A 26,189-nucleotide genomic window follows, 5' to 3' on the forward strand; every position below is an offset into this window, starting at 1 on the left:
GCGGGCGACGACCATGTTCGAAAAAATCGTCCAGTTCAGCTTGAAGAACCGCGCGGCGGTGGTGTTCGTCACCCTGCTGGCGGCCATCTGGGGCTACTTCTCCTTCAAGGACCTGACCGTCGAGGCCTTCCCGGATCCAACGGACACCCAGGTCAACGTCATCACGCTGTACGACGGCCAGCCCTCCGAGGAGGTGGAGCGGCAGATCGGCCTTCCGCTGGAGCGCGCCCTCAATGGCACGCCGGGGCTGAGCCGGCTGCGCAACCTCTCGCTCTTCGGCCTGTCCTTCGTCACCCTCACCTTCAATGACGGCGTGGACGCGCTCTTTGCCCGGCAGCAGGTGCTGGAGCGGTTGAGGGACGCGGAGCTGCCCGAGGGTGTCACTCCGGAGCTGGGCCCACTGGCCACTCCCATCGGAGAGATCTACCGCTACACGCTCGCGGGAGCGCGCGGGGATCCGATGAAGCTGCGCACCCTGCAGGACTGGGTGGTACGCCCGGGCCTGCTGCGCGTGGACGGAGTGGCGGACGTGGTGAGCTACGGCGGACTGCTCAAGGAGATCCACGTGCAGCCCAACCCCGCGCGGCTCGCCTCATACGGGCTGACGCTGGCGGATCTGGAGCAGGCACTGAAGGACGGCTCGCTCAACGCCAGCGGCGGGACGCTCGAGCGAGGCAGCGAGCAGTTCGTCATCCGCAGCGAGGGGCTCTTCCACACGCTGGACGACCTGCGCAACGTCCGGGTGGCCACGCACGATGGCACTCCCGTCTTCATCAAGGACGTAGCGGAGGTGAGGGAGGGCTGGGCGCCTCGCCAGGGCGTGGTGAGCCGGGAGGCGGACAACGACGTGGTGGAGGGCATCGTGCTGATGCGGCGAGGGGAGAACCCCTCCGTGGTGCTGGCGCGGGTGCGGGCCGCCATCGACGGCATCAACGCACGGCTGGTGCCGGATGAAGCCAAGGTGGACCCGTTCTACGACCGGACGGATCTGGTGAACACCACACTGCGCACGGTGGGTCACAACCTGCTGGAGGGCGCCATCCTGGTGACGCTGGTGCTCTTCGTCTTCCTGTTGGACCTGAGAGCCGCGCTGGTGGTGGGAGTGCTCATCCCGCTGTCACTGCTCACCTCGTTCATCTACCTGAAGCTGCGAGGCATGTCGGCCAACCTGCTGTCCATGGGCGCGGTGGACTTCGGCGTCATCGTGGACGGAGGTGTCGTCATCATCGAGAGCATCCTCGCGCGCCTGTCGGACGAGCGGCACAAGGCAGAGACCCCCATGGAGCGCATCGCGATGGCGACACGGGCGGTGGTGCGGCCCACGGTGTTCGCGCTGCTCATCATCATCGCGGCCTACCTGCCCATCTTCATGCTCCAGCGGGTGGAGGGACGCATCTTCGCCCCCATGGCGAACACGGTGGTGAGCGCGCTGGTGGGGGCGCTCATCTTCTCGGTGACGCTCATCCCCGTGCTGGCTTCGTTCGTGTACCGCAAGCCGGTGCGCCACAAGGAATCACCGGTACTCAAGCTGGCCGAACGCGCGTACGGCCCTACGCTGCGCTTCAGCTTGAAGTACCCGGTGGTAGTTCTGAGCCTGGCCTGCGCCGGGCTGCTGCTGGCGGGGTGGATGCTGCCACGCATGGGCAGCGAGTTCCTCCCGGAGCTGAACGAGGGCGGCCTCTACATGACGTTCACCCTGCCCTCGAACGTGTCGCTCTCGGAGGGCCGCAAGCTGGTGCCTCGGCTGACTCAGCTCATCCGCCAGGGCCCGGCGGTGGAGTCCGTGCTGAGCCAGCTCGGCCGCCCCGAGGACGGCACGGACGCCACGCTGACCAACAACCTGGAGTTCTTCGTGAAGCTCAAGCCACCCGAACAGTGGCCCAAGCAGACGCCGGACCTGGCCAGCGTCATCGCGGACCTGCAAGGCCGCATCGACGAGGTGCCGGGCCTCGAGGTGAACTTCAGCCAACCCATCCGGGACAACGTCAACGAGAGCATCAGCGGCCAGTTCGGCCAGGTGGCGGTGAAGCTCTACGGAGACGACTTGAAGGTGCTCCAGGAGCAGGCGGAGAAGGTAAAGAACGTCATCGCCAAGGTGGAGGGCGTGGCGGACCTGGGCATCGTGAAGAGCGGTGAAGTGCCCGACATCAAGGTCACACCGGACCGGGTGGCGCTGGCCCGGCACGGCATGTCGCTGGGAGACTTCCAGCACGTCTTCCAGACGGCGGTGGGCGGCCGGCCCGTGTCCGAGTTCTGGGAGGGCGAGCGCCGCTTCGACGTGGTGATGCGCCTGCCGCTGTCCACGCGGGATGACGTGGAGAAGATCTCCCGGCTCCAGGTGCCGGTGGAGGGCGGTGTCACGGTGCCGCTGGAGTCCCTGGCACGCGTGGAGACGGGCCTGGGCCGGGCCTCCATCAACCGGGAGAACGGGCGGCGCTACATCGGCATCCGCATGAACGTGCGCGGCCGGGACCTGGGCTCGTTCGTGTCCGAGGCGCGCTCCCGCGTCACGCAGGAGGCTCCCCTGCCCGCGGGCATCAGCCTCGAGTGGGGCGGCGAGTTCGAGAACAAGGAGCGAGCCATGACGCGGCTGGCCACGGTGGTGCCGGTGGCGCTGGTGCTCACGCTCCTGCTGCTCTTCAAGGCCTTCGACTCGTTCGGCCGGGCGGTGGTGACGCTGCTCAATGTCCCCTTCGCGCTCATGGGCGGCGTATTCGGCCTGTACGTGGTGGGGATGCCGGTATCCGTGGCGGCGGCAGTGGGCTTCATCGCCCTCATCGGTCAGGCGGCACTCAACGGAGTGCTGGTCATGTCCGCCATCGCCGAGCGCCGCGAAGCGGGTGAATCGCTCGACCTGGCCATCGTGAACGGCTGCACGGAGCGTTTGCGGCCAGTGCTGATGACGGCCTCGCTGGCGGCGCTGGGACTGGTGCCGGCGTGCTTGAGCCACGGCATTGGCTCCGAGACACAGAAGCCACTGGCCGTGGTCATCGTCGCGGGCACGATGTCCGCCTGCGCGCTGACGCTGGTGCTGCTGCCCGTGATGTACCGGCTCTTCCTGCAAGGCTTGGAGCGGGTAGCGGACCGGATGCCGGCGCGGCTGCTGCGCGTGGTGCCCTCCGCCGAGAAACTGCGCAAGACCGGCACCTGAGGATTCGCCAGGCCAGGGAGGGCAGGGAGCTTCGAGGACGCCCCGACATCTCGAATCTCCTGCCCCCCTGGTTTGGCGGAGTCAATCGCTCACGCGGCGCTGGAGGACCCAGGCCCCATGTCCACGGGCTTGCCGTCGATGAAGTCGGCCAGGTCCGAGGGAAGCGGCACATCGAAGCGGGCAGTCTCCCCAGTCCCCGGATGCGGGAAGGAGATATGCGCGGCGTGCAGGGCGTGCCGAGGCAAGCGCAGCCGCACCCAGGCCTCGGGCTCCAGACAGCGCTTGCTGAAGCGATCGAAGTAGCCCGGATCAGGGCCGTACATCTTGTCGCCCACGAGCGGGAAGCCCACCTCGTGCAGGTGGATGCGGATCTGATGCTGGCGCCCTGTCTCCGGGTAGCAGCGCAGCAGAGCAAACGGCTCGCCGTCGCGGGTGAAGCGCTGGAGCACCTGGAAGCGGGTGCGGCTCTCCTTCCCCTCCACGGGATCGATGCGGACGGCAATCCGGATCAGCTCCGTCCCCTCCGCGATGGGCGCATCCACGAAGAAGGTGTCCTCGGGCGGATGGCCCTCGCAGATGGCGAGGTACTCCTTGTGCACGTCGCGCGAGAGGAAAAGGCGGCCGAGGACCCGGCAAGACTCGGTGGTGCGCCCGCAGACGACCAGGCCGCTCGTCTCACGATCCAGACGGTGGGCAGGCTCCGCGTAACTCTCTCCGAAGCGCTCCCGGAGCAACGAGACGAGGGTGCCGTTCTGGTAGCGCGCCGAGGGATGGATGGGCAGACCCGACGGCTTGTCGAGCACCAGGAGCCAGTCGTCCTGAAACACGACGGGCAGTTCGGTGGGAGTGTCGGGCTCCTCGGTGATACGGCGCCGGATGCGGAAGACCAACCCCGGGTAGACCAGCGAGGAGGGCTTGAGGCGATGCTCGCTGATGAGGCCGCGCTGGATGATCCCCAGGATGCGAGCGCGAGACAGGCGGCGGATCTTCTCCCCAAGGTAGCGCTCCAGGCGCCAACCCGCATAGTTGGGCTCCACGACATACTCGATGTCGATGTAGCTCCCGGCGACCTCACCCGAGGGTGGAGACGCAGGGGGACTGTCCGCTCTCTTCTCGCTCATGCCAGCACCTTCGCCTCCTAACACGCGGAGCGAGGTCCGTGCTGGGGTAGCAGCCCCCTCCCCCGCCATCCGAAGGGGGGAGCGGCGTGGCGGCATGGATCCACCCTCGCTCCCGTACCCCCCGTGAGACATGAACCATTATTCATGCAAGGGGTTTCACGGGCTCTGGTATCGTGACGTCACACTCGACGTCTTCACCGGGATCATGCTTCTTGTTGCACGTACTCGTCGAGATTCAATCGGAGCTCATCCGAGGCGTCGCCGTGCGCAACCTGCTCGACAGGCTGCTGGGCGCATTCCTCGAATACACGCAGAGTCCCTGCGGCTTCGTGGGAGAGGTGCACCCCACGCCGGAAGCGGGACCCCGCTTCCAGGTCCTCACCAGCAGCCCACCGGACTGGATGGAGACCCTGCACGAGGTCTCCCTGGACGAGCCCTCACGCGCCCAGACCACCACCGGCCTCCGTCCCCTCCTGGCCACGGCCCTCGCGACGGGACAACCCGTGTCCTGGAACAGGCTGGAATCCCCCGACGACGCCCCGCTGGGTCCGGGAACTCCTCCGCTCGACTCCCTATGGCTGTTGCCCATCCAGAGTGCGGACGAGTTGATAGGTCTCATGGGTATTGCCAACCCCCTGGGTCTTCCTGACGCGAACAGCCTCCCTCTGCTCCCGTCAGCGCTGCAGACCGGTGCCCTCCTCCTGATGGCCTGGCGTCACGAGCCTGCCCAGCGGGTCCAGGAAGAGACGGACCGCGCCCGGCAACTGCTGCTGGAGCAGCTGAAGCAGGCGCTCACCAGCGTGGAGGACGCGCTCTGGGACTGGAGGGTCCCCACCCAGGAGATCTACTTCAGCCGCCGTTTCCTCGAGATGCTGGGCTACGACGATGGGGAACTCGCGCCGACCCTCTCGACGTGGCGGAGCATCTGCCATCCCGAGGACCTGGCCGCGGCGGAACAGCACATCGTCGCGCACTTGAAGGGGCTCGTTCCCACCTTCGAGTTCACCTATCGCACGCGGCGCAAGAGCGGTGAGTGGGCATGGGTCCTGACCCGAGCCCGCGTGGTGGCGCGCGACGAACAGGGCCGAGCGGTGCGCGTCATGGGCACCGACGTGGACATCACCGCCCGGAAGGAGAGCGAGGCGCGGCTGAGCGCGTTGATCCGCACCATCCCGGACATCCTCTTCCGCATCCGCGTCGACGGCACCCTCATCGACTGGCACGACGGAACCCCAGCGCCGAAGTCACTGCCTCTGGAGGAAATCCTGGGCAGGAAACTCTCGGAGCTCCCGCTGCCACCTTCCTTCATCGAGCTGACGCTGTCGAACGTCCATCGCGTCATCCGCGAGGGGAACCTGGCCGTCTACGAGTACGAGCTGGAGCGGATGGAACAGGGAGTGCAGCGGTACGAGGCCCGGGTCGTCCGCAGCGGCCCGGACGAAGCGGTCTGCATCGTGCGCAACATCACCGAGCGCAAGCTGGTGGAAGAGCGGCAGACCCAGCTCGTCCGAGCCGAGAAGCTGGCCTCGCTGGGCCAGCTCGCGGCGGGGATCGCCCACGAGATCAACAACCCGGTGGGCTATGTGACGAGCAACCTCCAGACGCTCGACCGGCAGCTCTCCGAGCTCCGGCCCCTGCTGGAGCTGCAGCGAGAGCTGCTGGCCGGCGAGAGCGCCGAGGAGCGCGTCCTGTCCGCGGAGCTGCTCGCACGCCTGCGCGCGCTGTGGAAGCAAGTGGATGTGGAGAACCTGATCACGGAGATGCCCGAGATCATCCAGGAGTCCCTGACGGGCGCGCGGCGCATCAAGGAGATCGTCCAGAGCCTGCGCTCCTTCTCGCGGGAGGACGAGGGCACGCCACAGATCGTGGACCTGAACACGGAGCTGGAGTCCACGCTACGGATGGTGTGGAACGAGCTCAAGTACAAGTGCGAGGTGAAGCGTGACTTTGGAGAGCTGCCCTCCGTCACCTGCTACCCCACGCAGATCAACCAGGTGTTCACCAACCTGCTCGTCAACGCGGCCCAGGCCATCGAGACCCGAGGAGTGATCCGCATCCGCACCTCACCGCGGCAGCACGAGGTGGTGGTGGAGATCTCGGACACGGGCAAGGGAATGTCACGGGAGACACTCGCCCGGCTCTTCACGCCCTTCTTCACCACCAAGCCGCGAGGCCAGGGCACGGGGCTGGGACTGTCCATCAGCCGTGACATCGTCACCCGGCACGGAGGCCGCATCGACGTCCAGAGCGAGCCCGGCCGGGGGACTACCTTCACCGTCTATCTTCCCTTCGATGGGTTGAGCCTCACCACGCCCACCGGCTGAGGGAGGCACGCCCTTCGCGCTCAGGCTGTCGCGCGCAGCTCTCCAGAGCCGATGCTCAGCACGCGCTCGTACAACTCGGCGACGCGCTGGGCAGTGCGCCCGTCCCACAGTTCGGGCACGCGGCCCTTCTTCCCGTTCCCGTCGAGGGCCCGGTCCGCCTCCTCGCTGATGCGCACCGGATCGGTGCCGACGATGAGGTTGGTGCCCTGCTCGACGGTGATGGGGCGCTCGGTGTTCTCGCGCAGCGTGAGGCACGGCACGCTCAGCGCAGTGGACTCCTCCTGGAGCCCGCCCGAGTCGGTGAGGATGAGTCGGGCCTGCGAGGTGAGCGCGAGGAACTCCAGATAACCCATGGGTTCCACCAGCCGGAGTCCCGGAGAGCGCTCGAGCATGCCGCTCAGGCCGTGGTCCGCCAGCATCTTCCGCGTGCGCGGGTGCACCGGGAAGATGACCGGCACCCGGTGGGAGACATGGGACAGCGCGGACAGCAGCCCGCTGAGCACCTTCGGGTCATCCACGTTGGAGGCGCGGTGCAGCGTGCACACCGCGTAGCCCTTGGGCGTGAGCCCCAGGTCGGCGAGCGTGGAGAGCTTCTCGGCCCGCGCCTTGGAAGCCAGCAGCGAGTCGATCATCACGTTGCCCACGAAGTGGATGCGCGACGGGTCCACGCCCTCCTTGAGGAGGTTGGCATCCCCGTCCTGGGACGGCGTGAGCAGCAGATTCGCGACCCGGTCGGTGACGATGCGGTTGATCTCCTCGGGCATCGTCGGGTCGAAGCTGCGCAGGCCCGCCTCCACGTGGGAGATACGGATGCCCATCTTCGAGGCCACCAGGGCGCCCGCCAGGGTGCTGTTGACGTCTCCCACCACGGAGACGAGATCCGGCTTCTCGCGCAGGAAGACCTTCTCGAGCTCGATCATGGTGCGAGCGGTCTGCTCCGCGTGGCTGCCCGAGCCGATGCCCAGGTACACATCCGGCGGAGCCATGCCGAGATCCGTGAAGAAGACATCACTCATCTTCACGTCATAGTGCTGGCCGGTGTGGACGAGGACCTGGGCGAGCTGGCCGCGCTCGGCGATGGCCTTGTGGATGGGCGCGGCCTTCATGAAGTTGGGGCGCGCGCCGACGATGTGAAGAACCTTCTTCATGGCTTCCGGAAGCTAGGCACTGTCTGTCCGGTGGCCAGTGTCCGGGGCACTACAGGTGGGGCGAGACGTCCTGAATCTGATAGACGGCCCCTCCATGGCCTCTTCTCGGATCGTCGCCGTCATCCCCGCTCGCCATGCCAGCACCCGCTTCCCTGGCAAGCCGCTCGCCCTCATCGCCGGCACTCCCATGGTGGAGCACGTCTGGCGCCGCTGTCAGGAGGCCGAGGCCTTCGATGAGGTGCTCGTGGCCACGGACGACGAGCGCATCCGCGAGGCCGTGACGCGCTTTGGCGGCACAGCAGTGATGACGAGCCCTGCCTGTGCCACGGGTACGGACCGGGTGGCGGAGGTGGCGCGGGGCCGCACGGGCGTGGAGGTGTGGGTGAACGTTCAGGGAGACGAGCCTCTGCTGGACCCCGAGGCGCTGAAGGTGCTGGCGGACCTGTTCGCCGATCCCGAGGTACAGATGGGGACGCTGGTCCGGCCACTGGAGGCGGCGGAGGTACCCAACCCCAACGTGGTGAAGGCAGTGATCGCACGGAACGGGGACGCGCTCTACTTCAGCCGGGCCGCGCTGCCCTTCATCCGCGAGGCGGGACACGAGGGCAGCGTGCGGCGCTGGGCTCATATCGGGCTGTACGGCTACCGGCACGAGACGCTGCTGAAGCTGGCCACATTGCAGCCCACACCATTGGAAGAGGCGGAGAAGTTGGAGCAACTCCGAGCACTGGAGCACGGCCTGCGCATCCGCTGCGGTCAGGTGCATTGGAACACGGTGGCGGTGGATGTCCCCGAGGACGTGGCCCGGGTGGAGGCCGTGATGCGTAGCCGCGGCATCGGCCGCTGAGTCACTCCGGCCGGGTTCCCAGGAGAAACTCGCCCACGGAGCCCTCCTCGAGCGGATCCAGCCCCGAGGCGCGGGCGAAGACCTCCGCGCTGCCTCCTCCCAGCGCGCACGGCGCGAGCCCCATCGCGGTCGCGACCAGATACAGCGTCTGGTAGATGACCCCCACGTTCTTGAGCATCGCCGCGTAGGCCATGGTCTCGTACTTCCAGGCCATCCGTGCGAAGCGGGCCGTCAGGATGATCATCACCTGCGGACGCTCCTTGATGAGCGCACCGCTCATGGCCGCTTGCAGGATCATGTCCAGTTCCGGGGTGCGTCCCGAGATGCGGCAGAGTGCGTGCTCCGCTCCCTGGTAGTGATACAGCCCTTCCTCCAATCCCTCGCAGCGCTCGACGATGACGTACACCTCTGTCTCATAGATGGCGCCACCGGAGGGATAGGGCCGCGCTTCTCCTTCGCCCCTCCCATGAAAGACGACATGGCGGTGGCCCACCGCCCGATAGAGCAATTCGCCCAACTGGGTGCGCGTCACGGGCCGCGCGCCGTGTGCGCGAATCGAACGGCGACCCTCCATCACCACTGAGAAGGGAGGATCGCGCCTCTCCACCTCTGAGAGATCAGGCTTCTCCAGTGAGAACCGCTCGCCCTGGAGCGGCGGTTTCTTCTCGGGCGCGGGGAGCACGTCACGGAACCGATACGTAGCTCCCCCATAGATGCTCTCGCGCTTTCCCCAACGGGTCTGCCTGTGAAACAGCAGGTCGTGGAACTCCCAGGTCGCGAGCACTCCGGGTTCGACCGAGACACCATCCGCGCCCGTCTCCGTTAGCAGGCCCGCCTCCGCCAGCATCCTTAGAAAGGCTGTAGCGGCCTCTGTCGGCAGGCCAGGGACCGCGGCCGTGACATCCTCGATACACCTCGGCGTGGCGAGCGCGCCCAGGAGAGCGGGCCCCTGCCAGGCCGACAACTCCACACGCCCCTCGGACAGCGGCGTCTCCAACATGAGGCTCCCATCCACCACATGCATGAAGGCGAAGCGAGACAGGCTGTAGCGCACACCCTCCTTGAGTGCATGTCCCCTTGCCTGAGGAGCTGCGGGAGCGAGCCTCGCGATGACACTGCCATCCACGTGGAGCGTCCGGGCCAGCAACCCCTGCTTCCTCAGCCCCTCCAGCAAGCTGTGGAAGATGGCGGCGTGCGTCACTCCATCGTGACCCGCCAGCGCGCTCAACTCGCTGAAGCTCCGGTCCCCTTCGCTCAAGGCCTCGAGCGCGGCGCCGACGCTCGGAGAAACAGGAGGCAATGTCAGCTCGACGCGCCCGGTGATCTCGCGTCGGCCATCAGCAGCCAGCGACACACTCACGCCCGTTCCCCAGGAAATCGTCTCGCGTGTGCTCATGGCAGCCTTGAATCAAAGGGAGAAGAGGAATTCGAGCGACTCGACGGATGTACAGCGCCAGTCAGCGGATGAAAAGCCCTGGGCCGGAGCTTCAGAGGAACGACGTGGTCGCTACCTGGAAATCGAGGTCCTCTCGCCAGATGATACCGCGCCTCACTCCCCCCTCTCGCTGATCCAAGAAAAACCATGAAACGTCTCTCAAGCATCCTCTTGATGCTCGTGCTGGCTGGCTGCGCGACCACACAGAGTCTCGAAGCCGCAGAGTCCACTGAGCCCTCCTTCGCCATCCGCAACGTCCGCATCTTCGATGGCGAGCGAGTCATCCCCTCGGGCACCATCGTCGTTCGTGGAGAGCGAATCGCCGCCGTGGGCGAGAACCTGAACCTCTCCGGCGTCACCGAGATCATCGACGGGCAGGGCATGACCGTGCTGCCAGGTCTCATTGATGCCCACTTCCATCTCCAGGGGCCCGACTCGTACAAGGCCGCGCTGGCCTTTGGTGTCACCACGGTGATCGACATGTTCGGCGAGTACTCCGCCGCGGCCATCAAGACGACCTTGACTGGACTCGCGCACCGAGCACCGGATGAGGCGGACACCCTGGTCAGCCTGCTCGTCACCGCGCCCAAGGGCCATGGCACCGAGTACGGCGAATTCCCGATGCCGCAGGTCACCTCCGCCAAGGAGTGCCAGGAGGCAGTGGACAACCAGCTCGCCGCGGGCGCTTCCTTCGTCAAGATCATCTACGACGCGGGAGAGAGCTGGTCCGCGCAGACCCTGCCCACCTTCGGCCGCGACGTGCTCGCCGCCTGCATCGCGGCCGCTCATGCCCACGGGGTGGTGGCGGTCGTTCATGCCATCACGTTGCGCGAGTCCCGCGAGGCCATCGAGGCCGGCGCGGATGGACTCACCCACGCCATCGTCAACACGCGCTCCGACCCGGCCTTCGCCGAGCTGGTCTCGTCTCACAAGGCCTTCGTGATCCCGACGCTGGCCGTTTACGCCGGCATCGCGGGCTTTCACAACGATGCGGCCATCCTCGGAGACCCACGGCTCGAGGCCTATCTGCCCCCCAGTGGGCTCAGCGGCCTGAAGATGACGTTCCCACCCGGCTTCGGTCAGGGCGTCAAGCCCGCATTGATGCAAGAGAATGTGCGCCAGCTGAAGGCCTCACATGTTCCGTTGCTCGCGGGCTCGGACTGCGCCAATCCGGGAACCGCCGTGGGAGCCACCCTTCACCAGGAATTGGAGATGCTCGTCTCCACAGCGCTCACCCCCACCGAAGCACTCACCGCGGCGACTGCCCTGCCCGCCGACCGCTTCAAGCTCTCGGACCGCGGCCACCTCGCGCCAGGGCTGAGGGCGGATCTGCTCCTCGTGAGAGGGGACCCCACCACGGACATCCAGGTGACGCGGAACATCATCTCGGTGTGGAAACTGGGAAAGAAGCTGGACCGCGACACCTACCGCGCACATATCCAGGCGGAGCGGCAGGCGACTGCAAAGCAATAATGCAAGCCTTTTGTTGAACGCGTCTGATTCCTGAGCGCGTTCAACAAACTCTTGAAGCGGATTACACTCCTGGCCATCGCCATGAGTGATCTCTTCGACCGAGTTCCGCAATTCAAGCCGCACCTTCGTCTGGAGATTGTGGGTTCGGAGCGGGCTTTCCTCATCGGCGAGCGAGAGCAATTCATGCTCACCGGCAGGATCCAGGTCCTCCTGGCGCCCCTGCTGGATGGACGCCGCTCCATTCGAGACATCGTCGCCGCGCTCGAAGGCCAGGTCTCCGCACCCGAGGTGCTGTACACAATCTCTCTGCTGGAGAAGCGAGGCTATGTCGTCGACGCCTCCTCCGCGCTCTCTCCGGAAGCCGCTGCTTTCTGGCAGGCCTCGGGAGTCGCACCCGCGGAAGCGGCCGCGAGGCTCGCTGCTGCCCCCGTGGCGGCCCTTGCCCTGGATGGGCTGGAGCCCGCGCCCCTGGCCCGAGCCCTTGAGGGAGCCGGCCTCACCGTCCGCGACGGCGCTCCGTTTCAAGTCATCCTCGTCCGCGACTACCTCACGCCCGAACTGGAGGCGATCAACCAGCGAGCGATGGAGCGGCGTGAACCTTGGTTGCTCGTGAAGCCCTCGGGGACCATGGCCTGGGTGGGTCCGGTGTTCCGCCCGGGCGAGGGTCCATGTTGGGACTGTCTCGCGCACCGGCTGAGATGGAATCGCCCCGTGGAGACCTTCTTGCGCGAGAGCACGGGCGCTCGAGAGCCCTTCCTGCCGCCACGAGCGGAGCTGCCCTCGAGCCTCCAGGCTGGCCTTCACCTGGCCGCCACCGCCCTGGCGCGATGGCTGGCGATGGGACGGCAGGGTTCCCTGGGCCAGACGTTGCTGGCGCTGGAGTTCCCACAATTCCAGCTCACCGAACACACCGTGGTCCGGCGTCCCCAGTGCCCGGCATGCGGAGACCCGGAGTTGCTGAAGGCCCGTGGCACCCGGCCGCTCGTATTGCAGTCCCGCCCGCGAGGCTTCACCGAGGACAACGGCTTCCGCAGCGTGTCTCCCGAGGAGACCTACGCGCGGCTCCAGCACCACATCAGTCCCATCACCGGTGTGCTCAGCAGCCTGGGCACCGTCGAGGATCGCAACCACCCGCTCCGGCCGACCTTCTACGCCTCGTACTTCACGCCGTTCCGAGGTGAGGCGCCGGTGTTCCATGAGTTTCATGCGCTGGGCTTCGGCAAGGGCCGCACCCCGGCGCAGTCCCGCGTCAGCGCGCTCGGTGAGTCGATCGAGCGCTGGAGCTCCCTCTTCCAGGGGGATGAACCGCGCATCCACGCGCGCATCGAGGAGCTGGGAGCGGAGGCCGTCCACCCACACCACGTGCTGCTCTTCAGCGACACCCAGTACCGCGAGCGCGACAAGCTCAACGCGGAGTACCGGCTGCCACGCGCCGCCATTCCCATCCCCTTCGATGATCGCCTGGAGGTGGACTGGACTCCCGTCTGGTCGATCACGCACGACCGCCGGCGGTACGTGGCCACTTCGTACTGTTACAACCGCCACCCCTCTCCGGCGGAGGCCCGCTTCAGCACCATGGACTCCAACGGCAACGCGGCTGGCAACTGCGTGGAGGAGGCCATCCTCCAGGGCTTCCTGGAACTGGCCGAGCGCGATGCCACCGCCGTCTGGTGGTACAACCGCGTGCGCCGTCCCGGAGTGGACCTCGCCAGCTTCTCCGAGCCCTATTTCCAGGCGCTGATGGAGCACCACCGCTCTCTGGGCTGGCGCCTGTGGGCGTTGGATCTCACGCATGACCTGGGCATCCCCACCTTCGTGGCGCTCGGGCGGTTCCCGGAGAATGGCCGCTACTGCATGGGCCTCGGGGCGCACCTGGACGCGCGCATCGCCCTCCAGCGCGCGCTCACCGAGTTCAACCAGCTCTTTGATCCCCACCAGAAGCTCACGCCTCCCTGGACGGAGGCGGATCTCGAGGATTCCTCCTTCCTGCTCCCCGACGAGACGGTGCCGCTCAGGACCCCCGCGGACTTCCCCACTCCCTCCCACGAGGACATCCTCGAGGACGTGAAGACTTGCGTGGCGCGAGCGGCTCGCGCCGGCCTGGAGACGCTGGTGCTGGATCAGACCCGGCCGGACGTGGGCCTGCATGCGGTGAAGGTCATCGTCCCAGGGCTGCGCCACTTCTGGCCCCGCTTCGGACCCGGACGCCTCTTTGATGTCCCCGTGCGACTGGGCTGGAGAGCCCATCCGTTGGATGAGTCGCAGTTCAACCCGTACCCTCTCTTCTTGTAGGAGTCTTCCATGCGCGACGGCCTTCGACTCCTGGACTCGGATCGCCACGTCCTCGAACCCATCGAGATGTGGAAGGAATACCTGCCGCCGGAGTACCGGGCGGCAGCCCCCTATTACGAAGCGCTCGCACCGGACGAGACGATGGCGCAGCGCGTGGCACGCCTGGGCCCCAAGGGGATGCTCCCTCTCATGCCGCAACTCATGCTCGACGGAGAGCCCGTCCTCGCCCGGTACTCGGAGCGCGCCATGCTCGAGGTGGCATGGACCCTCTCCCAGCGGCACGCCGATTCCTCGGCAGGCTCTACGCCCCAGCACCACCTGCGCTCCATGGAGCGCACCGGCGTGGACATGGCCTTCTTCTATCCGACGTCCGCCTCGTTCCTGCTGCGCATTGATGGCATGGACCCCGCCCGCGCCGCGGCCTTCGCTCACGCCTACAATGACTGGCTGCGAGACTTCTGCCGCGTGGATCCCGAGCGCCTGCGCGGCGTCGGTGCGCTGAGCCTGCATGATCCGAAGCGGTTGGTCGCGGAGCTGGAACGCGTGGCGAGCTTCGGATGGAAGGTGGTCGTGGTGCCTCCCAACCCTGTCGGAGGTCGGACGCTCTCGCACCCGGACTACGAACCCTTCTGGTCCGCCTGCGAACGCCACTCGATCGCCGTGTCCATCCACGAGGGAACCCATGCGCGGCTGCCGACGGCGGGGGCGGAACGCTTCAGCACCCGCTTCGCGCTCAATGCCTCCTCACACCCGCTCGAGCAGATGCTGGCCCTGCTGACACTGATTGAGGGAGGCGTCCTGGAGCGGCACCCCCACCTGCGCGTGGCCTTCCTCGAGGCCGGCTGCGGCTGGGTGCCCTACTGGCTCTGGCGCATGGACGAGACCTACCACTACATGGCGGGCGAGGTGGCGGACAACGTCCGGCGCAAGCCCTCGGAGTACTTCCGCCGCCAGTGCTTCGTCACCATCGAGCCGGAGGAGCCGGGCACCGCGGACGTCGTTCGGCTGCTGGGAGCCGACAACCTCATGTTCGGCACCGACTACCCTCACGCCGACCACGGGGACGACATCGTCGAACATGCCATGGCGCTGAGGGCGGGGATGTCTGACGATGTCGTCCGCAAACTGCTCTGGGACAACCCCGCCCGGTTCTACGGCGTAGGCACCTGAGCGAGCCTGCTCAACAAGCCGTAACGGTGAAGGTGAAGCGGGCCTCCTTCTTGCCGTCCTTGGGGCCCACCAGCGCGATCTCCCTCATGTCCACGTCGGGCACGGGGGGGATGACCAGGCGCAGGGTGTTGGCGCCCTGGGCCTCGACGGCCTCTCCCGCCTCGACCACCTGGAGCTGAACCTCCTGGGGAACAGGGAACTGGTAGTCCTTGAGCAGCGTGCCTGCCGGGTCACGCTTCAGGGCCTCGCGGAACTGCACATCCTCCCACGCACGCGCTACGCACTGCGGCCAGACGACTCCGAACTGCTCCATCTCAGCGGCGTTGTTCACGGCTTCCTCCCTTTTTTTGACGACGTGCTGCGGTGCGGCCCCGACCGGTGAAAGCGCCAGTCTTTTGCCTGAATTACCTATGCAGGGAGTTAATTGCATAGGCAATTACTTATTTTGAAATCATTTTCTACTCGGGGGGAGTCGAGACAAACCCCACTCAACCGAGACGTCGGTACACGCTATGCAGGGAGCGCGGTGAGCAGGGCTCGTGCCTGGATCAAGTCTGGCAAATCCAGACCTTCAGTGAACCAAGACACCAACTCCGCGAGTTGAGGACGCACTGCGGCAGCCTGCCCGCGCTCCTGGAGGAGTTGGAACAGGGACAGGGAGGCCTTCAACTCCAGCATCTTCGCCCCCTGCTGGCGCGCCACCTCGATGGCCTCGCGCAGACTGGCCTCGGCGGCCTCGCGCTCTCCCCGTGCCTGCTGATTGAGCCCCTTGAACCGGAGCAGCAGGGAAATCGAGTAGGTCTCACCCGTGGACTGGCCCCAGCGGATCATCTCCTCCGCGAGTTGGAGCGACTCCTCGTGCCGGCCCAGCTCCCACAGCAGTTCCACCAGGAGGGCCCTGTAGTAGCTGCGTCCAAGGTCCTGGCCCACGCTGTCTGGAATGGCGAGCGCCGTGCGCAGCGCCTCCACATCCCGCAGCGCCCAGGCGTGGTACATCTGGAAATACATGGTCTGGGTCACCAGACCGAACCGGCGCGCCAGCTCCAGCGCGGTCTCCGCCATCACCCGGGTCTTCTCCCGGTCGCCCCGCCCTTGGAGCAGTGGCAGGTGATAGAGGTACATGAGCCCCTGGCTCCCCGCGTGCCTGGATTCCTCGGCCCAGCGGTGGCCCGCCTCGATGATGGCCTGCGCCTGACCGGCGTAGCCCTGGAGCCACTTCACCAGACAGAGGCACTGCGAGGCCGTGGCCCGGAAGTCCAATCCCAGCAGCGAGGCCATCTTCGCGTGCTGCGCCGGATCGTACAGGGCGAGCATCTGTTCGAAGTAGTCCCGCGTCTCATCCAGCCGGTCCTCGGTGAGGGCGCTGTTGCCGAGCATGCACAGCGCCATCACCTTCAAGCTGGTGTCCGCGGACTTCTCCGCCATGGCCATCACGCGCCGGGCCTGGATCCACGCCTGTTCATGGTGGCAGCCGCTGAAGTGGTACAGCCACAGTCCCCACAATGTAGGCACCGTCTGGGGGCTGTCTCCCAGGAAGTCGATGAGCTGCTGGGAGCGCTCCATCAGGGATTTGACGCGCTCGTTCGCCCACCCCCGGGTGGCCATGGAGGCGGGTGTGAGGATGCCATTGAGGCCCAGTTCGATCTGCGCGCGCTCGCGCTCGTCCTCCACCGAATCCAGCCAGGAGAGGGCCTCGGTGATGTAGGCCACGCACTCGGCGTTGGCCGAGCGCACCAGGGCGGACATGCCGGCCTTCTGGGCGTAGGTGATGGCCTCGCGCTTCTGGCCCGCATCCGAGTGATGCATGGCCAGCAGTTCCGGGCGCGTCTCGACCAATTCCGGGAAGTGCGCCTCGAGCGTGGCCGCGATGCGGGCATGCACCTGGCGGCGCAGAGGCCGGAGCATGGACTCGTAGGCCGTGTCGCGGATGAGCGCGTGCTTGAAGAGGTAGGTGGGGTTGCGCACCCCACGCCTGCGGTGCACGAGGTCCGCGTCCACCAGCACCTTGAGCTCCTGCTGCAGTTCGGCTTCGTCGCGCTCGGAGATGGCCTTGAGCACCTCGTAGCTGAACTCGCGGCCCAGCGCCGAGGCCAACTGCGCCACCTCCTTGGCCGTCCCGAGCCGGTCCAGACGCGCCATCAACGAGTCGCGCAGGGTGGTGGGAATGGCGAGGCGGGTGGGTGTCCACGAGAGCGAGGGGTGCTCGCCCTGCTGGGGCAGGGACTCGGCCACGACGCGGGTCAGCTCCTCCACGAAGAGCGGCACTCCGTCCGTGCGATTCACGAGCTGATCGAGCACCTCGCGCGGCAGGTGTTTGTCCTGCGTGAGGCCGTTGACCATCTCCTCGACGCGCTTGCGGTCCAGGCGGCTCAGTTGCAGGTGGTGGGCCGTCGACCACGGCGCGGAGAACTCGGGGCGCGCGGTGAGCACCAGACAGATGGACGCGCTGGAGACGTCCTTGACGATCATCGCGAGCAGTTCGAGCGTCGTCGGGTCCGACCAGTGCAGATCCTCGACGAGCAGCAGCAGCGGTTGCTGCTGCGCCATCTCGAAGAAGAGGCTCACCAGCGCGTCGAGCGTCAGCTCCTTGGCGCGGTTCGGCGCGACGCCCAGCGGCGGGTAGCGGTCCTCGCCTCCCTTGATGTTGAGCAGCGCCAGGAACAGCGGCATCACCTCCGAGAGCACGAAGCCGTACTGGGAGAGGAGCCCCTCCAGCGCGGAGACGGTCTGCACCGGCGTCCATTCGCGGCTGAGGCCCAGCAGCCGCTCCAACAGGTCCACCATCGGAGACAGGGCGCTGTTGCGGCCCTCCGGCACACAGCGGCACTCGAGAAAGGTGTGCGGCTTGCTCCGGGCATGGCGGATCAACTCCTGCACCAGGCGCGACTTGCCGATACCCGGCTCACCGGTGAGCAGGAGGCTCTGCCCCGTGCCCGCTCCCGCCTGCATCCAGCGCTGCTCGAGAAAATCCAGCTCCTGCGCGCGGCCGTAGAGCTGGCCCTCCTGGGAGGTGAGCGCATGCGAGCCCCGGTACTCGTGCAGCAGGCGGAACACCGGCTCGGCCGAGGCGTTCGCTCCGGTGCGCACGGGCTCGAGCGCGAAGTAGCTCCGGAGCAGCTTCGAGGTCCCCTCGCTCATGAGGATGGTGCCGGGCTCGGCCCTCGCCTCCAACCGCACCGCGTGGTTGGGCGTGATGCCCATCAGCGAAGGCAGGCCACCGTAGCCTCCGGCCCGCGGCTCCTGGCTGATCACCAACCCCGTGTGGATGCCCACCCGGAAGTCCAGGCGGCCGTTGTGCTCGCGCGCCAGCTCCGCGCCGCGCTTCTCCATCCTGGCGGCCATCTCCAGCGCCGCTCGGGCCGCTCGCCGCGCGTCATCTTCCTGCGCGCGGGGGTAGCCGAAGTAGAACAGCATCCACTCGCCCAGGACGCTGCCCACGTGGGCGTCGTAGCGGCGCGCCGTCTCGGCGCAGCTCGAGTAGAGCGATCTCAGCAGGCGATCCAGATCCTCCTCGTCCAGCGCCTGCCCCTCCCCGTTGGAGAAGCGCAGGCTGCAACAGAGCGCGGTGAGCTGCCGGCGCTCGCCCTCCCTCGTCGAGGGGAGCGTGTCGAGCACCGCGAGCTGCGCGGGCGTGGGAGCCCTCGGGCCGGCCTCGTCAACGGGCCACCCCTCCGCGGTGCAGGCCTCCAGCTCGCGCATGACGAGCTCGGCCTTGAGGATTCGCTGCTCGGGGTTCTTGTTCGTCACCTTCCGCAGCAGCCGGCCCAGCCGGTGGCGCTCGAGCCAATCGGGGATGACGACGGGCTCAGGCCCCAACTGCTTGTAGATGACCTGCTGCAGGGTGGCTCCGTCCACCGCCCGGCGCCCGGTGAGACACTCCAGGAAGATGAGGCCCCACGAGTAGAGATCCGAGCTCGGCGATACGGGCTCACCCCGGAGCTGCTCCGGCGCGGCATAGGTGGGCGTGCCCAGCACCTCGCGGGTGCGGGTGATCTTCGCCAGCTCTTCCTGCTGCTCGGAGGGCAACGTCCCCAGGCCGAAGTCCAGCACCATGGCGTTGCGACGCGCGCCCGTGGTGGTGACCATGATGTTCTGGGGCTTGAGGTCCCGGTGGATGACGTCCTTCTTGTGCGCGCACGCCAGCGCGTCGAGCACCTGGAGCATCAACTGCGCGGCCTCTGGGGGTGGCAGCGCGCCTTCCGCCACCAGCACATCCGTCAGGGTCTTCCCCGGCACGTACTCGAAGACGGTGTACAGCAGATCCGGCTCCACCCGTCCCGAGTCGACCAGCCGCACGATGTTCGGATGATAGAGCTGGGCGCACAGCTGCATCTCGCGCTGGAAACGCGCGATATGCGTGTCGTTCGTGGTGTGCAGTGCCCGCAGGACCTTGATGGCCACCTCGTGGTGGGTCGTCCGCTGGCGTGCTCGATAGACCTGTCCAAAACCTCCCTCTCCGATCTTCGAGAGGACCTCGTAGCGATCCTGGAACACTGTACCCGTGGTGATGGAATCCAATGTGCAACCCTTCAGGGGACAGAGAGCGTGCAACGCAATGAGCAGTATTGAACTCTGATCAAAGCCCCTCTGTCGAGTTACCCTTTGAGACGTCTCACCAGCGGTGTAGGGCCCGGGTCAGTCTCCCACGACGAAGAGGCGGCCCGCGTTCTGGGCGTAGACCTTGCCGTCAGGCCCCAGGGAGATGGGTGTATATGCGGCCCCGATGCTCTGGTTCAGGAACTGGCGGCTCCTCTCCACGCCCCCCTGCCCGATGGCATAGACATACCCATCCTCGTTGTTGGCATAGACGACACCATTGCGGTCCACGGCCGCCGCGTTGACACACCACTCGAAGCCGAACAGGTGGTTCGGATCCGGCACGCACGTCACCGTCCCATCCGGGTTGCGCTGACAGTCCTGGGTGCTGGTATTGGCGAACCGCCACTCGGGCAGCAGGTTGGCCGAGAGTTGGGTGATGTAATACGGCCCCACCTCCCACCATCCATCGGGCGAGCAGTAGGTGGGGTTGGTGCAGTAGGTGCCCAGGCTGTAGTAGTTGTCCTTGATGATGATCGAGTACGTGCCGCCGTGGGCATAAATGGCGGGGGTGATGTCCAGGCCGAAATCATACGAGCCCTGGTATTGCCCGGTCGCGCTGAACTTGAAGAGGTGGCCGCGCAGCCGGTTGTACTCGGAATAGGTGCCAAAGAGGATGCTGCCGTCCGGGGTCACCACGGGTGAATTCGTACCCGGGTCTACAGCCCGGCCCGCCGGCGGCTCGTTGGTCGCCGGATCCACGCCCACGGCAGCGCCCGCCCGGCACCCCCCCGGCGCGCCAGTCGGCGGCAGCGTCGAGGTGCCGCAGCCATCGTTCAGCCGGTTGCGGAAGGACGCGGCCCAGCGAGGTGTCAGGTTGGGGTTCACCGCCAGCAGGTACGAGTACCGGTCCGCCATGTGCGCCCGGCTCACCACGTAGAGGGTCCCGTCCGGCGCGACCGCAGGTGCGCCATTGATGGGAGGCCGCTGGGAGCCGCATTGCGTCGAGGGCGGCACGGCCGTCGGGCTGGGCGGCCAGGGGAGCTGATCCTCCGAGAAATTCAGGTTGCAGGACGCTGTCGCGGCCGGTGCGCCTACAGCCAGCGTGGTGAAGCTCACCTTGGAGAAGGTGTTGTCAGGCCTCACCTTGATGAGCCAGGCTCCCTGGATGTTCGTAGTCCACTGATTCGCCGACGCGAGCTGGATGGCCTGGTAGTAGACGTTGCCAAACCGGTCCGCCACTGGCGGCCCCACCTCATAGGTGAGGGGATCCAGGGTGCCGAACGGGTTGATGCGGGCCAGCACCGTCCCGTTGAGCCGGGACACCCGGAACAACGTCCCGCCCGCGCCCGGCACGTAGACGGAGCCGTTGGCCAGCAGGGAATGGAAGACAGGCTCGGACGGGCCGAGAATGTTCAGCGCGGGTACCTGCGGTGGCTTCCAATCCGAGGCGAAGTTCCACCGCGTGACGAGCTGCCCGTTCCGCCACTCGAGCCGCCGCTCGTTCCAGATCTGCGTGTACCAGGTGTTGACGCCGCACGGCGCGTGGGTGTTGCTCTCCCAGCCCGGCGGATCGCAGGAGACATATGTCCCCGTCTTGAACTCCATGAAGACGTCCCGGCCGTCCACGAGCGGCACCTGGTAGTGCGCCAGGAGGATGCCGTTCTGCTCCGCCATCTCCTGCTCGACGAAGGGATCGTAGGTGATGTCGGCGAGCACCCGGTCCAGGTCCTGGCCCTTCACCGGCGTCATCCCCCGGTGCTGCGCGTCATGTCCCCACTGAGGCCACGACAGCGGGTTGTTGAACCCCCCGAGCCAGAGCGGCGAATCGATGGACTCCCCCAGGGACTCGGAGGTCTCCGTCAGCTCATCCGGAGACGGGGGGGGACCACAGGAAACGAGCACTCCCACGACGAGCACACAGTTCAGCACTCTTCTCATGGTGGACCTCTGTGAATGCACGAGCGGCGTCGGACTTGAGTTGAAGAGGACAAACGTTCACATGCACCTTCAGCGGAGGGACGCCCCCGCCAAGGTGCGAGTGAGCAGGGAATCGTGATCCACAAAGCCCCCCCAGGGCTGTCTTGTCGTGAACATGTCGCCTGGGATCTCCGAGCGGAAATTCCGAATGACGACTTGGGAACTCTTAACGACGTCCTTTAGGGAACATTGCTCGGCAGAGAACCGAGCGCTTTGCTCCCGCCGCATCTGTCAGGTGTCGGATTCTTGGTCCGAGCGTGTGGGTCTCTGCCCACCCACTGACACTGGCTTACCCTTACGGTCCGGCTGCTGGAAATTTCACCCAAGGATAAATTATAACACTCAGCTGTAACCAGCCACCGAGAGTGTGCGAGCCACATCCACAGAAGGGGAGTCCATGATTCGCTCGGTTCGCTTCGAAAACTTCCGCGCTCTGCGAGAGGTGGAGGTGTGCCTGACACCCATGACGGTGCTGGTGGGGCCGAGCGGCTCTGGGAAGTCGTCGCTGCTGGAGGGCTTGCAGTACCGGATGGCGTGCGAGCACTCGGATTACTGGCGCATGGACAACACGCAGCCCGTCTCGCTGCAGTGGACGTTCTCGGACGGCAACCAGGTCCGGCTGGCCTTTCCGCTCGTGGAGTTGGACTCGTGGTCCGCGCATGGCCACGCGGTGCAGGGGCTGACGCTGGAGATGGGTGCCCTGCGCAGCGACAGTGCCCTGGGTCGCTCTTCCGTGCTGAACGCGAACGGAGACAACCTGGCCAGCGTCTTCTCCTCGCTCAACCCCGCGCAGCGAGAGCTCGTGGTGGGGCAACTGTGCCGGCTGGTGCCGCACATCGGGGACGTGGGCCTGCACCAGACGGGGCCGCGCTCGCAGCAGCTCCGGTTCCGGGACCGCTGGCAGCCGAACCTCTGGTTCACGCCGTGGCAGGTGGCCGACAGCGTGCTGATCCTGCTGGCGTTCCTGGTCCTGCCTCACCAGACGCCGATGCCGGATGTGCTCACCATTGATGAGCCCGAGCGGGGGCTGCCGCCGCGAATGCTGGGAGAAGTGGCGGGACTGCTGCGGCGGCTCACTGTCGGTACGCCGCAGGCGTCGCCCGTTCAGGTCATCATCGCCACGCACTCCTACGAGCTGCTCGAGTACATCCAGCCGGAGGAGGTCCGGCTGCTCTCGCGCTCGACCGAGGATGGATCGGTGCGAGTGAATGCCCCGCTCCATGACTCGCAGGACTGGCGCGGCCGTCCCACCGAGCCGTCATGAGTCCGGGCGGCCTCGAAGTGCCTGGAGGCGAGCCTTCGCGGCTCAGATGATCGACAGCTCACCGGTGTCCGGCCCCACGGGGAAGGCTCCGTCGATGCGAGCCAGCTCCTCCGCGGACAGGTGGAGCGAGAGGGCCGCCGCGTTGTCTCGCGCGTGCACCTCGCGGCTCGCCTTGGGGATGGCGAAGAGCGAGGGCCGGCGAATGAGGAACCGCAGCGCCACCTGATGAGGAGTCGCACCGTGGGCCTGGGCGATGGAGGCCAGGATGCGGCCTCCCTGCGTCCGCGGGCCGGGGAAGTCTCCGTTGCCGAAGGGGCTGTAGCCCACCACGGCGATGTTGGCGCGCTCGCACCAGGGCAGGACGTTGCGCTCGATGGTGCGCTCCTCCAGGTGGTAGAGCACCTGGTTGCAGGCGATGCGTCCGGGGCCGGCGATCTGCACCGCCTCCTCTAGTTCCGGAACGCTGAAGTTGCTCACGCCCCACGAGCGCAGCTTGCCGTCCTTCACCAGCTTCTCGAAGGCCCGGATGGTGTCCTCCAGCGGGTGCGAGCCCGGCCAGTGCAGCAGGTAGCAGTCCAGCCGGTCGGTCTTCAGACGTTGGAGGCTGCGCTCACAAGCCTTGAGCGTTCCTTCGTACGTCCCGTGAGAGGGCATCACCTTGGAGACGAGGAACACCTCATCCCTGCGCCCAGCGATGGCCTCGGCGACGATGGACTCCTCGACGCGGCCGCGGCCGTATAGCTCCGCTGTGTCCAAGTGCGTCAAACCGAGTTCGAGTCCCACCTGCAGGGCCCGGACGGCACCGGCTCGATCATCATTCTCCATCTGCCAGGTGCCCTGCCCGATGACGCGGACATTCACCGCGGTGCTGCCGAAGACGTGCTCCTCCATGGACGCCGGCCCTCCTGGGTGCTCGAAACGGGGCGCAGGCTTAGCACCCCACCGCTCGTCCGGCAGCAGGCTCTCCGTTTGAACCGCTGCGCACCCGACACAGCCGCGTTAGTCTGGCCGCGTGGAAAAAGCCCCCAAGTCCCCCCGTATTCCGCCCAAGGTGACGCTGCGCCGGTTGCTGAGCCTGGCTCGCCCGGAGCTGCGCACCCTGCTGGTCGGCACCTTCTTCCTCGCCATCGGCAGCGGCATGAGCCTGCTCTACCCGCAGGCCATGCGGATGATCATCGACGAGGCGCTCGGCGAGAGGAATCAGGCTCTCATCGATCGGGCCGCGCTGGGGATGACGTTCATCCTGGCACTGCAGTCCCTGGCGGTGGCGCTGCGCTTCTACCTCTTCACCACGGTGGGAGAGCGCGTGGTGACGCGGCTGCGGCAGAAACTCTTCGCCAGCCTCATGTCCCAGGAGGTGGCCTTCTTCGATGAGCGGAAGACGGGAGAACTCACCAACCGGCTCGCCTCGGACACCACGGTGCTGCAGAACACCGTGAGCGCCAACATCTCCATGGTGCTGCGCAACGGGGCGCAGGCGCTGGGCGGCATTGGGATGCTCTTCTACACCTCTCCCCGGCTCACGCTGGTGATGCTGGCGGTGGTGCCAGCAGTGGCGGTGGGCGCGGTGACCTACGGGCGGCGGGTGCGCAAGCTGGCCAAGGAGGTACAGGACGCGCTGGCGACCTCCAACGAGGTGGCCGAGGAGAGCCTGTCCGGAGTGAGGACGGTGCGCTCCTTTGCCGCGGAGCGAAATGAGGTGCAGCGCTACCAGAGCGCGGTGGAGAAGGCCTTCGAGCTGGCGCGCAACCGGATCCGCCAGTCCTCCACCTTCATGGCGGTGGCGTCGTTCAGTGGCTTCGCGGCGGCGACGGCGGTGCTCTGGTACGGCGGCCGGCTGGTGCTGGACAACAAGCTCACGGTGGGCGGGCTGACGTCCTTCCTCGTGTACTCGATGTTCGTGGCGTTCGCGCTGGGCGCGCTGACGGAGCTGTGGGCGGACTTCATGCGCGCCTCGGGCGCTGCCGAGCGCGTGTTCGAGCTGCTGGATCGCCAGCCCGCCATTCCCATCTCGGGCGGCGAGCGGCCGACCAGCATCCAGGGGCGCGTGGAGTTGCAGGAGGTGCGCTTCTCGTACCCCGCGCGGCCGGACGTTCCGGTGCTCCAGGGCATCCAGCTCAACATTGAACCCGGCGAGGTGGTGGCCATCGTGGGTCCCTCCGGCGCGGGCAAGTCGACGATCGCGGCCATGCTGGGGCGGCTCTATGACCCGGAGGGTGGCCACATCCTACTGGATGGCATGGACCTGAAGACACTGGATCCAGAGTGGCTGCGGCAACAGATCGGCGTGGTGGCGCAGGAGCCGCTGCTGTTCTCCTCGTCCATCGCGGACAACATCCGCTACGGCAAGGTGGGTGCGAGCGACGCGGAGGTGGAGGCGGCGGCGCGAGCGGCCAACGCGCACGACTTCATCTCTCGCTTCCCGGATGGCTACAAGACGCTGGTGGGCGAGCGCGGTGTGCAACTGTCGGGAGGTCAGAAGCAGCGCGTGGCCATTGCACGGGCGGTGCTCAAGGATCCGCGCCTGCTCATCCTGGATGAGGCCACCAGCGCGCTGGACGCCGAGAGCGAGCACTTGGTGAAGGATGCGCTGGATCGACTGATGAAGGGCCGCACCACGCTGATCATCGCCCACCGGCTCTCCACGGTGATGGATGCGGACCGGGTGATGGTGCTCGAGGGCGGGAAGATCGTCCAGAGCGGCAGTCACTCCGCGCTGATGGGCCAGGAAGGCCTGTACCGCCGGCTCGTGGAGCGACAGTTCGTGGCGGCTTGAGAGAACACGTGTTTCAAAGTCGCCCGCCTGCACGCCCAGCAGCCAGACACACATCAAGCACTAGCGCACGTACCTCCTTCTCGATTAACACTGGTGCCGCAGACGAAAGGAGGTGATGCCTTGACCCAGAACAGTCAGGCATCCACCTCCGCTGGCATGGCGCGCTAACGCTACCCAGCGGATGTGGAGCCAAGCAGTGAGGACCTGCTCCTCCCGAGCGCGCAGTACCCGAAAGGGGCGCACGGGGAGAGCAGGTTTTTTATGCCCGCGTTACGGCTCCTTCGTCGGGAATGCCCTCGCCTCCAGCCTGTTGGCGCGCGGAGGGGGGAAAGCCTTTCCGTCATCTCTGGAGAAGCCCCGACGTGTCCATTACACCTTGCCCCACGCCCCTGCCCTCAGCCCTCCGCGAAGAGGAGGCGGTGGAGGCTCAGCGAAACCTCTTCTGCGGCCACTATGACCGCTGCCTGCACCTCGCCGTGAAGCGCGCCTGGGACGGCTGGAGCTGCCGCCACTGTCCGCTGCGCGACCTACGCGTCGGAGAACCGGAAGCCCGGGACTACGCGCATGCCCGGCCGCGCGGTCCAGACGGAATTTGAACCGCTGGAGCCCCAACCAGGCAGCCTGCCCCCAGAGAATCGTTGACGCATCCCAACCTCCTTGGCAGGAAGGGTC

Annotated in this window: 15 protein-coding genes; 8 read left to right on the forward strand and 7 right to left on the reverse strand. The window is 66.7% G+C overall.

Annotated elements, in window-relative coordinates; genetic code table 11:
- The first annotated feature begins 13 nt into the window (after positions 1–13).
- Positions 14–3,151: an efflux RND transporter permease subunit gene (locus KY501_RS04560; protein ID WP_224361277.1), complete on the forward strand. Its 3,138-nt coding sequence runs from the start codon at positions 14–16 to the stop codon at positions 3,149–3,151.
- A gap of 89 nt (positions 3,152–3,240) precedes the next feature.
- Here the strand turns inward: KY501_RS04560 and KY501_RS04565 are convergent, their stop codons facing one another.
- Positions 3,241–4,272, reverse strand: a complete 1,032-nt coding sequence (locus KY501_RS04565; RefSeq protein ID WP_224361278.1) for an RluA family pseudouridine synthase — start codon at positions 4,270–4,272, stop codon at positions 3,241–3,243.
- Positions 4,273–4,484: 212 nt separating this feature from the next.
- Here KY501_RS04565 and KY501_RS04570 point away from each other — a divergent pair, with 212 nt between their 5' ends.
- On the forward strand, positions 4,485–6,596 hold the full coding sequence (locus tag KY501_RS04570) for an ATP-binding protein (RefSeq protein ID WP_224361279.1): 2,112 nt from the start codon (positions 4,485–4,487) through the stop codon (positions 6,594–6,596).
- Between the two features lie 20 nt (positions 6,597–6,616).
- On the opposite strand, the gene wecB is transcribed toward KY501_RS04570, so the two are convergent.
- On the reverse strand, positions 6,617–7,744 hold the full coding sequence (gene wecB, locus KY501_RS04575; protein ID WP_224361280.1) for a non-hydrolyzing UDP-N-acetylglucosamine 2-epimerase: 1,128 nt from the start codon (positions 7,742–7,744) through the stop codon (positions 6,617–6,619).
- A gap of 94 nt (positions 7,745–7,838) precedes the next feature.
- On the opposite strand from wecB, the gene kdsB reads away from it, so the two are divergent.
- On the forward strand, positions 7,839–8,591 hold the full coding sequence (gene kdsB, locus KY501_RS04580) for a 3-deoxy-manno-octulosonate cytidylyltransferase (protein WP_224361281.1): 753 nt from the start codon (positions 7,839–7,841) through the stop codon (positions 8,589–8,591).
- A gap of 1 nt (position 8,592) precedes the next feature.
- Here kdsB and KY501_RS04585 read toward each other — a convergent pair whose 3' ends face one another.
- The gene (locus tag KY501_RS04585; RefSeq protein WP_224361282.1) at positions 8,593–9,987 is read right to left on the reverse strand and encodes a SagB/ThcOx family dehydrogenase; all 1,395 of its coding nucleotides are present in this window, start codon (positions 9,985–9,987) and stop codon (positions 8,593–8,595) included.
- Between the two features lie 186 nt (positions 9,988–10,173).
- Here KY501_RS04585 and KY501_RS04590 point away from each other — a divergent pair, with 186 nt between their 5' ends.
- From KY501_RS04590 to KY501_RS04600, 3 genes are all read left to right on the forward strand, one after another.
- Positions 10,174–11,499 (forward strand): amidohydrolase family protein, encoded by a 1,326-nt coding sequence (locus KY501_RS04590; RefSeq protein WP_224361283.1) that lies wholly within the window; start codon positions 10,174–10,176, stop codon positions 11,497–11,499.
- 81 nt (positions 11,500–11,580) lie between these two features.
- Complete coding sequence (locus tag KY501_RS04595; RefSeq protein ID WP_373691554.1) at positions 11,581–13,791, forward strand: TOMM precursor leader peptide-binding protein; 2,211 nt, start codon at positions 11,581–11,583, stop codon at positions 13,789–13,791.
- Between the two features lie 9 nt (positions 13,792–13,800).
- Positions 13,801–14,961, forward strand: a complete 1,161-nt coding sequence (locus tag KY501_RS04600) for an amidohydrolase family protein (RefSeq protein WP_224361285.1) — start codon at positions 13,801–13,803, stop codon at positions 14,959–14,961.
- A 10-nt stretch (positions 14,962–14,971) separates the two neighbouring features.
- Here the strand turns inward: KY501_RS04600 and KY501_RS04605 are convergent, their stop codons facing one another.
- From KY501_RS04605 to KY501_RS04615, 3 genes are all read right to left on the reverse strand, one after another.
- Positions 14,972–15,292, reverse strand: a complete 321-nt coding sequence (locus KY501_RS04605; RefSeq protein WP_224361286.1) for a hypothetical protein — start codon at positions 15,290–15,292, stop codon at positions 14,972–14,974.
- A 179-nt stretch (positions 15,293–15,471) separates the two neighbouring features.
- Entirely contained in the window at positions 15,472–19,479 is a 4,008-nt protein-coding gene (locus KY501_RS04610; protein ID WP_224361287.1) for a TOMM system kinase/cyclase fusion protein, read from the reverse strand.
- A 117-nt stretch (positions 19,480–19,596) separates the two neighbouring features.
- Positions 19,597–21,438 carry a hypothetical protein gene (locus KY501_RS04615; protein WP_224361288.1) on the reverse strand — a complete coding sequence of 614 codons (1,842 nt, stop codon included), beginning with the start codon at positions 21,436–21,438 and terminating at the stop codon, positions 19,597–19,599.
- A gap of 436 nt (positions 21,439–21,874) precedes the next feature.
- On the opposite strand from KY501_RS04615, the gene KY501_RS04620 reads away from it, so the two are divergent.
- On the forward strand, positions 21,875–22,741 hold the full coding sequence (locus tag KY501_RS04620; RefSeq protein ID WP_224361289.1) for an AAA family ATPase: 867 nt from the start codon (positions 21,875–21,877) through the stop codon (positions 22,739–22,741).
- A 42-nt stretch (positions 22,742–22,783) separates the two neighbouring features.
- On the opposite strand, the gene KY501_RS04625 is transcribed toward KY501_RS04620, so the two are convergent.
- Positions 22,784–23,632, reverse strand: coding sequence for an aldo/keto reductase (locus KY501_RS04625; protein WP_224361290.1), 849 nt, complete (start codon positions 23,630–23,632; stop codon positions 22,784–22,786).
- Positions 23,633–23,753: 121 nt separating this feature from the next.
- On the opposite strand from KY501_RS04625, the gene KY501_RS04630 reads away from it, so the two are divergent.
- Positions 23,754–25,517, forward strand: coding sequence for an ABC transporter ATP-binding protein (locus KY501_RS04630; protein ID WP_224361291.1), 1,764 nt, complete (start codon positions 23,754–23,756; stop codon positions 25,515–25,517).
- Positions 25,518–26,189: the final 672 nt, after the last annotated feature.

Origin of the sequence: Hyalangium versicolor (genome assembly GCF_020103695.1) — a bacterium.
In the GTDB taxonomy this organism is placed as follows: domain Bacteria; phylum Myxococcota; class Myxococcia; order Myxococcales; family Myxococcaceae; genus Hyalangium; species Hyalangium versicolor.